Here is a 12,101-nt window from a genome sequence, read left to right as displayed (position 1 = left end):
GCAAGTTTTGAGAGATGGTCGCCAAACCTTGCTCGATCTCGGTCAATCTTGCTTGATTCCTCACCGATAGAGGTTGAACAGGTCTGCCTCCATCGCTCGAAATACGGGATCATCATTCACACAATGCTCTCGACCACCGTTCTGCCAGCATTGGCGTTGGTGACCGAATGTCCAGGTAGGAACGATGTGTTCCCATTCAATGCTTACACATTCTGCGTTGTTCCCGCAGTTGTATGGTCAAGGCCAATGAAGCTAAGGAAACCAGCGCAGGTGAATATCCTTGAGGGCGCCGTTGGCCTCGATGCGGCGATAGCCCTCGTCATACATCTCCAGTGCTCGCAATCCGTCTGGGTGGGCCACGCTAAAGCCAATTGTTGAGTTTTCCACTCCGCAATTGAAGGCGAAGCGCACTATATCCTCTGTGCCCGATTGTTTGGCCTTTTGATTCCTTGCCTCAAGGTCATTACTCATGATCAGCGCTGCCTGAAAACGCCGAGCGGCGAGTTTTTGCAGGCTTGTTAAGTCCGAAAGAGAGTTTTCAAAGACCACCCCAGAGATCTGGAGCGCCGTCGCCTGGGCTGAGTATTCATAGTCTCTGGTGATGCCAATGACAGTGCCGGTCGGCAAAACACATTTTCCATCTGGAGGCTTCGGCAAGGGAGCATTGATATGTTCGAAGATGTCATTACGTACTTTGAAGATCGGCTGTGCAGCCAGCTTGATCTTGCCCTCGAATTCTGGCTGCCAGCTCATGTTGAAGCAGGCGGCGACTTGGCCATTGAGCACCATGTATTTACAGCGTGAGTACGGCACGACTTTTAGCTGTACCTCTACCGCCATTTCTTTGAAGGCGGCGATGACTACGTCATTGGCGTAACCTGTTCCGTCACCCTTCGACCATGGCGCGGCGGCATCTTCCACCATGATCGTCAGTGTCTCGTGCGCCTCCTGTGCAATGCCGGCGCTCGTTGCCAGCAGTTGGAGCATGCACATCAAAAGGGCCTGCGCAGCTTGTGGCCACATTCTGTGGTGTGTCTTCTTATCGTACATAGGGGAGGCTTCATTGAATCGTTGATTCCACCGCAGCCAGATAGAGTCTTTGTCTGCGATCTAAAACAGGGCGACTGTCTGCCGGGTAATGGCAGACAGTACGGGCAGGGCCAGGAGCTACATGCTAAAGCGATTGACCAGATTGTTAAGATTTGTGGCCAAGCGCGCCAGCTCTTCACTGGCCACGGAGGTCTGCTGAACTCCGTCTGTACTCTGTTTGGAAATGTCGCTGATTGCCACTAAGTTACGATCGACTTCTCGCGCCACTTGCGCTTGCTCTTCTGCTGCGCTGGCAATCACCAGGTTCATCCCATTGATTTCCGTGATGCGTTCGGCGATCAGCGTCAGCGCCTCATCGGCTTCGCTGGCCATTGTCTGACTACGTGCAGCGAACTCGCCGCTCTGCTGCATCTCACGCACACCTTCCTGGGTCACGTTTTGGATCGCGGAAATCATTCGTTCGATTTCTTGAGTAGAGGTCTGGGTGCGTTGAGCCAAATTGCGAACTTCGTCTGCGACTACCGCAAAACCACGGCCTGCCTCGCCAGCGCGGGCGGCCTCAATCGCAGCATTGAGGGCAAGCAAGTTGGTTTGCTCGGCAATGGCACGGATCACGTCCAATACACGACCGATGTTCGATGCTTCCTCAGCCAGGCGGAAGACGGTGCTGGTGGTTTCATTGAGCTTGCCACTGAGCTGATCGATGGTCTCGCGGGTTAGCACAACCTGTTTACGCCCCCCGTCGGCCAACTCCATCGCTTCGCGTGAGGCATTGGATGTGCGGCCGGCATTGTCCGCGACTTCATCCACTGCAGCGGACATTTCGGTGACTGCCGTCGCTGCCATTTGCATCTCATCATTTTGCCGATGGATACCCTGGGCTGTGCCCTCAGTGACCGCCTGAAGTTCTTCAGCGGCAGCTGCCAATTGGGTCGCCGAGCCTTGGATATCCTGCAAGGTATTGCGAAGAGTCGCCTGCATCGTCTGCACAGACTGCTGCACGTCGGTAACCTCATCGCGACCGCTGACCTGAATCGACTGGCTCAGATCGCCAGCCGCTACACGGGCTGCTGCATCCTTAAGCGTCGCCAAAGGCTGAATGATGCTCCGTATTAGCAGAGTGGCGAAGACACCACCGCAAATCAGAATTCCCAAGAGCAGCAGCACTAACATAGTGCGGGTAGAGTCATACAGGACAACGGCGGCATCATAGACACGCTTTGATTCCTCCAGTTGGATCTGGATGAGGTTGCTGAACCCCTCCGAAAGCGGATCAATCACCGGGTACATTTCATTTTCGACGAAGGCATCGAGTGCTGCCTTATCGCCACGCTCCAAAATGCCTTTCAAGCGTTCAATGGGTTCTTGAGCGTGTTCCACAAGCTTGGCAAGAACGTCGACTGAACGTTGTTCTTCATCGATCATCTGGGTCTTTTGGTAGGCGGGCCATAGGGTGTCGATCTGCCGGTCGGCTTCTTTCACCTCATTCTCGGCTTGGGCGTAGGTCATGCGGCCGCTGCGCGCCTTGTGGCTACTATCGACGATTTTTACTGCATACAGGTCGGCGATGGTTTTCAGGTCACGTAGCGGAACGACTCGATCCAGATAAACCGTGTCAAGGCCTGCCACGCTTCTCTGAAGAGCATTAAGCCCCATCATTCCGATAATTACGCAGCCGATCAACATAGCCCCGACCAGAATTAAGAGTCGGGTTCGAATAGTGAATTGCTGCATGAGTGCGATCCTGTTCCGTATTGCTTGGCACGGCGATGTGATCCGACAAGCATTTATTGGTTGTGCGTTAATGTGGGTAAGTTTAAATTTCAAACTATTTTTGACTGGGCATGACTGGACTTAAGTGCCTGACCTTGTGTTAGGTGTGCGAAGAAGAGGATATCAAGTCAGGTAGTATGATTTGCGGGTCAGTCAGCCTGGCGATTAAGGGGTTCATAGCCTAAATGGATAAGGTCTTGTTTTTTGTGAATTTTTTAAGTCATCTGTATTGCGAGATGATAATTGAAGGGCGTGACTAATTTGCATAGGCATACAACTGCTATTGGCTTGGTCGTGCGATAGTCGCATGCCAATTTCAACACAAGCGGCGATGATTTTTTCGATTGGCGGATGGGCTGGTAGGCGTGGCCGGCAGAGCTGCCCATTTCTTGATTTTCGATTCAATATAAGGCAATCGCCGGATATCATGAGTTGATCGTATTCGAATTTTATAGGCGACATTGATATATCTATTTGCGACCTTGGCGTGCTGAAAACACGGCAATTACCATGCCGGATTGACGGTTTGTTATCTTTCGCGGGCAACAATAAGCGTGTACGGCCGTACTAAAAAATATCGCACCCATTGAAGAATAAGGCTTGTACGCATCAGGTACGGAACGCAGTAACAAATGAATTTTTTATTTAATGAGTTGGAAGTCTTTCTGTGGAGCATGCATGCTGTTCAATTTTGCCCTATTAGTGAGCGCGACTTTAAAGAGGCGCTCATTAATGGGGCACAATCTGACCCCTCTTAAAAATCTCTATCGCAGTATTTGAAAGTTATTCGTATTTGTGTGGGTTAGGTGTTTAGAAAATCTTGAACCGTTTGGGAGGTGGCAGTAATTGGGTCTTGCTGATTTTCCCAAGGCCGGATTCAAACTCGCTTCTGATCAGAAAAATTCTTGAGTGGATGCAGAAGAAGTTGGAGCAAAACTTCAATTGTTCATCTCGACTTCATTACACGCCAGCCTCTAATCCCCTCTAATTCGGCTGCTTTTCATAAGCATGGATGAATCGCTCGAGAGTTAGACAGGTGTGCCAAGGGAATTCGAGGTGCTCGGTCGATTGATCCTTGCTCAAGTTTATCGATATACAGGCACTCCGGCTGACATGGGCATCGCCCGCACAAAAAATCTAATCAAGCTCGCAATCCACGCGGTCAAAGGATCGCAGGCACAGAGCGGTAATGATTGACCTTCGTGATCAAGCCGATTTCAAGCCCATGTCCATTCTAATTCTTTCCATTTAGCGCAGCAGAATGGACGTCACTATACCCAGTACTTCGGATTTCCGGATGGGAGGAATAAGACCCTTTCAGCCGGTACATCCTTTCGAGCTATAAGATTATTTGCAAACGGGCGCTACCGTATCGCTAACCTTTTGTACAAGGTCGTTCGCGATATACCAAGCTCTTTGGCAGCCGCTGTAACGTTGCCCTGATGGGATAGCAGAACGCGCTCGATCATATCTCGCGTAGCATCCGAGAGGTTCCGGGCCGGTGCACTGGTGTTGCCTAATATCTCTTCTGGAAGGTGATTTACAGTAATAAAGGGAGCGCCTTCGGCAAGAACTGAAGCAAGGCCTGCTACGTTTTCCAACTGCCGCAGATTCCCTGGCCAGTCATATGCATGGAGCATCGCTCGCGCCTCGGAATTCAGTCTTGGGTAGCCAGAACGTTGAAAAAAAGCATCAATCAGCTGCTCTTTGTCGAGCCGCTGATCCAGTGATGGCAACGCGACACGTAGCCCATCTAGACGGTAAAAAAGGTCTTCGCGGAAGTCACCATTAGCCACTAATGCGGGTAGCGACCGATGAGTGGCGGCGAGAATGTGGGCCTTCAACGGAATAGCTGTTGTGCTGCCGACTCGCGTTATTTGCCTTTCTTGCAGAGCGCGTAATAACCTGCTTTGAAGGGTTAATGGCATGTCGCCAATTTCGTCCAGTAATAGAATACCGTCCTTAGCTGCCTCAAGAAGCCCCATAGAGCCACCCTTACGGGCACCTGTGAAGCTTCCTTCGGTGTGTCCGAAAAGTTCAGATTCGATCAGGCTCTCTGGCAGCGAAGCGCAGTTGATTGCTACGAACGGGGCGTCTGGAAAGCAGTGCCGGTGTAGCGCTTTGGCAAATACCTCCTTTCCACAACCTGTCGGGCCAGTAATCAGCACCGGCAAATTTGCCATGACAGCCTTCTTTGCGTCTTCAAATCGCGCGTTAACCCTACGATCACTCCCTAATGTAGAGCTCGTTGCGCGCAGGGCCTGACTCTTTGTCGGTTGGTGGCTGAGCATTCGCCCGTAAAGCCTTGAGCCATCGGTGAGCGTTAGTAGCTTGGGTGCAAAATCGAGCTTGTTGCTGCTGCAACGATCAAATAAATGTTCAAGGTTTAGATCAATAGGCCGGTAATTGGTGATTCCGAGTAACTGCTGAGCTGCGCGATTAGCTCCAACAACCGTCCCATCCTCACGAACGGCGAGCAACGCTTGAAGTGGCGACCCGAGAAGCCTAGGGTCATGTTGAAGCTCCAGGATCTGGCAGTTTGTCAAGGTGAGAAAAAAGTTGTTTTCAGTGGCTAGTGCCGCATGCTTCAAACGCTCAAGCATGGTACCGGCATTTCGAGTGCCAATGCCGGTGAGATCCAGAGCGCCCATCAATTCGCCGTTCACACCGCGCAGAGGGACACTTACGCAAAAGAACTGCGAAAACTCCTGGAGGTAATGCTGATTGCCGGCGACGATAGCCGGCATGCCATCGACTAAGGTGCATGCTGGGGCAGTGGTACCTACATCGATTTCACCTATTCGGCGCCCGGCATGCAGGGCTGACAACGGACTATCCATTCCTGCAGGTTTGCGGGTTTGAACAATTCGATTCTCAGGGTTGACGCAAAAAAGCATCCAATGTGAATCGCCGATCAACTCCCACAACCGCTCAAGTTCTGGCAGCACGCATTCGGCCAAATGGGCGTCGGCATCGGTCAATTGGAGAATATCAAGGTGCCCTTGCGCCAGGCGAGGTTGCCATGGTGTAAGGCCTGCGGTTCTAGAGCGCTCCCACGATCGCTCAATGGGCTCGGGTAATAAGCCAATCGGTAATGGCGCACCCTCGGCAAAATGTCGGCGCGCGGTGTGCAATTCGAGCTGTAGGCGATCCATGAATACACCTTGTTATTTTTGCTATGTAGTGTTGCCAGATCACGGTGCCCCGTGGCTGGCAACACGTCAAGGTTACTCGGCGGCTCAAAACAACAGGAGGGCTCGTAGATTGAGACCTGTGTCTTCCTGAAATCCGCCCACAACATGGGTGTCGTGGGTCAGTTGGGCACTTAATTGCACTGACTTTCCGACCATTTGTTGAAATTCCAATCGCGCTTGCTGTACTTCGGTTTTTTGCTCGTTGTAATCACCCGAAAGGTATTGCTTACCGCCTTCTGAGGCGGAAAACCCCAACGCCAAGCGCTGGGCTGAATTGAAGTCATAGCGAATGTTGGTTTGGACCTGATAGGTCGGATCCTGGCGTAGCGTGTGGTTTCCGCCGCCGGCATCGTCGTTCGGGCCATACACCACGGCATCGGCATACAACTCTATCGACCACCGGCCCAGCAATGGCTCTACCCAGCCCAGTTGTAAATCACCTTTCCAGCGATTTTCACCCAGATTGACGGCTTCACGTCGGTCGTACTGGCCAAAAGGAAGGTAGATGAGCGGGGTGATCCCGAAATAACGGCCGCTGGTGCCCGCGCCTGGTTGGTTTACTAACCAGAATGTAGCGCCGATGATCGGGTCGGCGGCACCACTATTGCTACCTTGGGACTGTCCTCCGACCTTCACGTCATAGACATGGCCAAATGGCAGGAGAATCTGCGGGTCTATGGTGATCCCGCCCAGCTCCGTGAAGTGAATCAGTCGCAGTATGCTGATGTTGGATCGAAGGCTTGTACCTTCCTTAACATCGGGCGAACCATCGCCGTTGTATCGGTCTGCTCGACCGAATTGTTGATACCAGGCAGCTACATTAGTTCCAGGAGGCAAAGCGGTGTAATCGCCAGCGTTCACATCTACCGCTCGGGCGTTACCCGACATTAGCGCGCACAGCATTAAGCCCCAAGCGAGGCTGAAGATCTTGGTCACGAGAGGTATTCCTTTTGTTCTTGTTGTAGAGCAGGGGGCCGTCGGCGGCCCCCGCTGCGAGGCTTACTTCTGGATTCGAATGATTGGCTTGAGCGTCACGCCTTTTTCACTGTCTTGTGCCGCCTGATTGATCTGATCGAAGTCATAGAACTTCACCAGTTTGTCGAAAGCGAACTTCCCCTGCATGTACAGGTGCACCAGTTCTGGAATGAACTTTTTCGGTACGCTGTCGCCTTCGACGATGCCTCGTATGGTCTTCCCACCCAGCAGTAAATCATTTACGTCGAAGTTGGCATCTGTTCCCAGCGGCGGAGCGCCGACTACGCCGAGGGCCCCACGGCTACCGAGCGCATCGACCGCCTGACGCAATACTTCTGGTCGGCCAGTGGACTCAAGCGCGAACTGCACCCCACCTCCGGTAATCTCCCGAATCGCAGCCACTGGATCTGATTCCCGGCTATTCACAACATGGGTTGCACCGAGTTCCAGAGCGAGTTCCAGTCGTGAAGGCACTACATCGACGACTATGATGGTTGAGGCTCCGGCTACCTGCGCAGCCAGCACTGCCGAAAGACCCACAGCACCACCGCCGAACGCGGCAAAGGCACTACCAGGAGTGACCTTCAGTGAGTTAATTACCGCCCCAGCACCAGTCTGAATGCCACAGCCGAGCGGGCCGAGTAGTTCGATTGGTGCCTCTTTCGGTACCCGGATGGTGTTATTTTCGCGCCCCAATGCGTAGGTCGCGAAAGATGATTGCGCAAAAAAATGATCGTGCAACGCTTCGCCTTTCTCGTCCAATAGAGCATTTCGGCCATCCGGGCCTGCTCCACTAAAATTACGTCCGAAGAAGTCCTTGCAGTAGGCTGCATGGCCGGAGTCACATGCCAAGCAGTGGCCGCAATATCCATAAGTCATCACGACGTGGTCGCCAACTTCCAGATTCTGCACAAGTGGGCCCACGCCCTCGACAACACCCGAACCTTCGTGCCCGAGTACGGCTGGCAGGGGAACCGGGTAGTATTGGTCTCGCACGATCATGTCGGTGTGGCACATGCCGGTAGCAACAATGCGTACCAGTACCTCGTCACCTTCAGGTGCGCGAATACGAGCCTGCTCCAGCACGAAAGGTGCACCTTTGCCACGTGTGACGGCAGCTTGAATAGGGCGAAAGATTGTAGTTGTCATTGTTATTGTTCTCCGAGATTAAAGCGGATACGCCGGTGCTACGCCTTTAAGGGTCAGCCACTGCCATTGAGTAAACTCTTCCCAGTTGGCGGCCCCCCCAATACTGGTGCCATTACCCGAGGCGCCCACGCCGCCGAATGGGTTGATGACTTCATCGTTAACTGTCTGATCGTTGATGTGCAGGAGGCCGGTGCGCAGTTGCTCGCCGAGGCGCAAAGCCCGTCCAGTGTCACGAGATAGCACTGCGGCGCTTAGGCCATATTCAGTATCGTTAGCAAGCTGGACGGCTTCTTCGTCAGTATCAAAGGGAACAACCACTGCGACGGGCGCGAAAATCTCTTCGTTGAATGCTGGATTACCACGCAACACACCGCTGATCACTGTCGGCTGAAAAAACAGTCCTTCAGCCGATCCACCCGTTTCTACCTTTGCCCCCGCAGCGCGTGAGGCTTCGACGATACGCAGGGCATTGTCGCGCTGGGCAGCATTGATGAGTGGGCCAAGGTGTACTTGAGCTGTTGTCGGGTCACCTACAGTTAAGCTTTGAGCTTTGGCTACCAACCGTTTTAGGAAAGCGTCGTAAATACCGCGCTGAACCAAAACGCGGCCGGTTGACATGCATATTTGCCCTTGATGCAGATAAACCCCCCACGTTGCATTCGCGATCGCAAGATCTAAATCCGCATCGTCCAGAATGATCAGTGAGTTTTTGCCGCCGAGCTCGAGAGACACCTTCTTCAGGTGGCGCCCGGCAGCTTCCCCGACTTTACGGCCCGCAGCAGTGGAACCTGTAAATTGGATCATCGCGACGTTGGGCGAAGAGGTGAGTGCTGCCCCGGCTTCTGCCCCGCCTGGTAGGACATGGAGCACGCCTGCCGGGAGACCAGCCAGCTCGAAAATCCGCGCAATGACATGACCACCGCACACAGCGGTGCGAGGATCTGGCTTGAGCACTACAGCATTACCTGTGGCTAACGCTGGAGCCACGGCGCGCATAGCCAGATACAGCGGGAAGTTGAATGGGGAGATAACACCTATTACGCCTAGTGGGCGGCGCCGCGCGATGCTCAGACGTCCTGCTATGGATGGCAAAACCTCGCCCTGACTACGGGAGGGGAGTGCGCACGCTTCGTGAAGGGATTTAATCGAGATTGACGTTTCAAAGCTCGCCTTGGGATGAGTAGAGCCGCTTTCTTTTACGATCCATTCGGCAATCTCCTCTTGATACTGCTCGGCAATGGCCGCAGCCTTTCTCATCACCTTGGCTCGATCATCGTAGGGAAGGGCGTACCAATCACGCTGGGCTATTGCAGCCTTTAACGCGCTTCGCTCAACCTGATTGGGGCTGGCATTGGCCAAGGCCCCCAAATGTTGGCCATTGCTTGGAGAGTTGACTGGCGTGGCGGGGAGTTCACCTGCCTCCCAGCTTCCGGTAAAGAGTCGCTCATTCCAAATTTCATCGGGCAGCAAAGTTTCCACTTCATGCATCCTGTATTTGTTGGTGGTCGCGGATACAAATTGCAGGAGGCATGCCAACGCTTGTGAGGCTTTAAGTACGGGGGGAATCAGAGCTAAGGTGTCCAGATAGTGGACATATAGGGCGTGTGCGGGTGTCCAGATTTTGAACGATTGATGCAAAAAGCCGTAAGCCCGCCAAATTCGCCTTCTTGAGCTCGACCCAAGATGAGAAGAAAACTCATCGAGCGTATGTCTCGGCTTAAAGCCGACACCGTTTTCAGTACTCACAGCCGTGGTTTACCCAAACTGCTGCACTGGAGACGTCAGTAGTGCAGGCGCCGCCCCTAAATTGGCCCAGTTGCCGAGATGTCACTGACCCAGTCTGTTCCTCACGAACCATTTCCTTTGCTGAATTTGTTTCGATTTGGAGGTGGGTCAGTCTTGCGTCAGCACTTGAGGGTGCGGCAAAGAACTTGGGCTGGTTATGCCGCTAGGCCCAGGCTCTCACGATACTCAACGGGACTGAGAGTGCCGAGGGGGGCAGTTCGGTTTCGGCGTCAACACCATCTCTTCTTCCGTCTCCTTATCTAGGTCAAGTCGACTGATTTTGTGGCACCAACTAAGAAGCCCGTACAACCCATTCGAAGGCGCGTGAGATGACCAATCCCTATCAACTGCTCGGTGGCGAAGCCGGCGTGCACGCGTTGCGCGAGGCGTTCTACGCAATCATGAACACGCAGCCAGAGGCCGCCGATATGAGCAGGCGCGACATCGGCAATCGAGATGTCAGACCGACTCACAGCAGGCAGTGACTTGACCTTACTGCGCAACGATTATGCATCGAAGACTCTCGCCCGATTTCTAGCCAGTGATGTCATGGCGCATCTCTATCGATATGCTTGCGAGATTTCAGGGAGGTGTGGGATATGTGGGTTTGGCGGGAAGCAAGAGAAAAGTGGTTACTGGCAGGGGCTGTCGGAGTGCTAGTTTCTATTGTCCTGATCAACCTGAAGTTGTCCGTATGGCCGTGGTTGGATGGTGGCCAAGCTGCTGCATTCCTTCGCGCTGACGCCACCGGCAGCGTATCCAGCGACCTCCTTGTCGGTCTCTTCTCGGCATATGTGTTTTACGTATTCGTCGAGCTTATGCCACGCCACCGAAGAGAGCATCTGACATTGAGGCCCCTAAACATGATTGTGGCTTCAGTGATCGATGCATACGAGCGCGCCAGGGTGTTTGGGCATGAGACCCCCATCACTTCAATCGACTTAGCCGTGCTTGATATCGAAAGGCTCAAAATTCACAAAAGCGAGCTGGTGACCAAAAGGGATCTGTTGAAGGTGAAGTTCGCGATGGAGACTGGCCATTCCCGATACCCTGACTTCCAGCACGCATTGGCCATGGCAGCCTCTATCTCGCCAGAACATGCATTGAGCTGGCTTGTGCTCACTGACAAGGTTCGTTTGCTTGCCGAGCAGTATGAGTTATGGCCAGTGAACCCATTCGCTAATAACTATCTCGGCCAACCTACGGATGAGCAGCGTGGGGATGCAAAACTCATGGAGGTGTACGGCAAATACAAGAAAGATATGGCGTTGATCGAAAGCTCTCTCCGCCTAAGAGTTACTGAGGTTATCGATGCCACGACTTTTTGGATGGAGCAGCAAGCCTCTTAGCACCGTTGCGTAGCGCGGCAAGCGCTTCAGACCCGAGCGATTCAAGGCGTAGAAATCCATAGATATTAACCGTGCGTGTTTTCTCGTAACTTTTCAGCAGTTCAGCTATCAAGTGCAACAGAGCCTGGGCTCCAAGAGTGGCCACTGGCAGTTGCCAAAGCTGCCCTTCAATAGTTGGTGTGATCATATTAACGCCAGGCTGATCGGAAGTTAGATCGACACCTACCGGGCTGGTTCTGGGACAGATCGAGCGTCGGTGCCTTCCAGGTGCGACAGAAGGGCGGCGCGCAACTCAATCAAGGCATCAACCAATCGATCATCTTCACGAGGATCATCAGACATTGGTTTGAATTCCTCGACGTGCCGGAGAAGGGCTTCGGTGTCGTTTGTGTTGAGATCAAAAGTGATCATGCTGAGTCCTGGGCTTGGAGGAGGGGAGCTAGATCAGTTGGCGAATCCGTGACTGAGTCTTTCGAGTTCTGCCTTCACGAGTTCGTATCCTGTTTTACTGTGAGCTGTTTGTAATCGTGAGCATTCATCAGCACCTACCATGGGCTGATTCAGCCAATGATCTGCTTTCTCTTTGTTGCCAAATATCCGCTCGGCTTGGCGTCGGATCAGCTCAACGTAATTCATTTTCTGGCCCTTGGGTGGCTCGCCGGTGTCTTTTCAGTTTTAGCTGACGGTCGAGGTTGATGATGGGGGCTTGGCGCAATATTCGCAAAACGCCTTTATGCCGCGTTTGATGATCAATATTGGCTTAATCATGTAAGGTACGATAGCTAACATGCATAGCACCCTGGGGTAAATGGCCGGGGAACACCAC

The 12,101-nt window shown here is 53.0% G+C and carries 10 protein-coding genes and 2 pseudogenes; 2 read left to right on the top strand and 10 right to left on the bottom strand.

The genetic code is table 11. The annotated features are described in order from the left end of the window. Nucleotides 1-66: 66 nt before the first annotated feature. The 8 genes and pseudogenes from ACX3YD_RS30755 to ACX3YD_RS30720 form a co-directional block, all read right to left on the bottom strand. Nucleotides 67-216 (bottom strand): annotated as a pseudogene (locus ACX3YD_RS30755) (endonuclease); the annotation flags it as partial. Between the two features lie 36 nt (nucleotides 217-252). After that, on the bottom strand, nucleotides 253-1,050 hold the full coding sequence (locus ACX3YD_RS30750) for a substrate-binding periplasmic protein (RefSeq protein ID WP_458961890.1): 798 nt from the start codon (nucleotides 1,048-1,050) through the stop codon (nucleotides 253-255). 117 nt (nucleotides 1,051-1,167) lie between these two features. After that, complete coding sequence (locus ACX3YD_RS30745; protein ID WP_458962105.1) at nucleotides 1,168-1,896, bottom strand: methyl-accepting chemotaxis protein; 729 nt, start codon at nucleotides 1,894-1,896, stop codon at nucleotides 1,168-1,170. A gap of 129 nt (nucleotides 1,897-2,025) precedes the next feature. Next, nucleotides 2,026-2,784 (bottom strand): annotated as a pseudogene (locus ACX3YD_RS30740) (MCP four helix bundle domain-containing protein); the annotation flags it as partial. A 1,403-nt stretch (nucleotides 2,785-4,187) separates the two neighbouring features. Beyond that, the gene (locus ACX3YD_RS30735) at nucleotides 4,188-5,978 is read right to left on the bottom strand and encodes a sigma-54-dependent Fis family transcriptional regulator (RefSeq protein ID WP_458961889.1); all 1,791 of its coding nucleotides are present in this window, start codon (nucleotides 5,976-5,978) and stop codon (nucleotides 4,188-4,190) included. Nucleotides 5,979-6,062: 84 nt separating this feature from the next. Next, nucleotides 6,063-6,953 carry a transporter gene (locus ACX3YD_RS30730; RefSeq protein ID WP_458961888.1) on the bottom strand — a complete coding sequence of 297 codons (891 nt, stop codon included), beginning with the start codon at nucleotides 6,951-6,953 and terminating at the stop codon, nucleotides 6,063-6,065. Between the two features lie 63 nt (nucleotides 6,954-7,016). Then, nucleotides 7,017-8,141, bottom strand: a complete 1,125-nt coding sequence (locus ACX3YD_RS30725) for an NAD(P)-dependent alcohol dehydrogenase (protein ID WP_454837992.1) — start codon at nucleotides 8,139-8,141, stop codon at nucleotides 7,017-7,019. An 18-nt stretch (nucleotides 8,142-8,159) separates the two neighbouring features. Then, on the bottom strand, nucleotides 8,160-9,629 hold the full coding sequence (locus tag ACX3YD_RS30720; protein ID WP_458962104.1) for a benzaldehyde dehydrogenase: 1,470 nt from the start codon (nucleotides 9,627-9,629) through the stop codon (nucleotides 8,160-8,162). A 626-nt stretch (nucleotides 9,630-10,255) separates the two neighbouring features. On the opposite strand from ACX3YD_RS30720, the gene ACX3YD_RS30715 reads away from it, so the two are divergent. Continuing rightward, nucleotides 10,256-10,411 (top strand): globin family protein, encoded by a 156-nt coding sequence (locus ACX3YD_RS30715; protein WP_458961887.1) that lies wholly within the window; start codon nucleotides 10,256-10,258, stop codon nucleotides 10,409-10,411. Between the two features lie 168 nt (nucleotides 10,412-10,579). Beyond that, nucleotides 10,580-11,275, top strand: a complete 696-nt coding sequence (locus tag ACX3YD_RS30710) for a hypothetical protein (RefSeq protein WP_458961886.1) — start codon at nucleotides 10,580-10,582, stop codon at nucleotides 11,273-11,275. 222 nt (nucleotides 11,276-11,497) lie between these two features. Here the strand turns inward: ACX3YD_RS30710 and ACX3YD_RS30705 are convergent, their stop codons facing one another. Further along, on the bottom strand, nucleotides 11,498-11,686 hold the full coding sequence (locus tag ACX3YD_RS30705; RefSeq protein WP_458961885.1) for a hypothetical protein: 189 nt from the start codon (nucleotides 11,684-11,686) through the stop codon (nucleotides 11,498-11,500). Nucleotides 11,687-11,719: 33 nt separating this feature from the next. Beyond that, nucleotides 11,720-11,911 (bottom strand): MbcA/ParS/Xre antitoxin family protein, encoded by a 192-nt coding sequence (locus ACX3YD_RS30700; RefSeq protein WP_458961884.1) that lies wholly within the window; start codon nucleotides 11,909-11,911, stop codon nucleotides 11,720-11,722. Between the last annotated feature and the right edge of the window lie 190 nt (nucleotides 11,912-12,101).

The sequence above is a fragment of the Pseudomonas fluorescens group sp. PF-1 genome (assembly GCF_054481335.1).
This window is presented reverse-complemented; position numbering and strand designations above follow the sequence as displayed.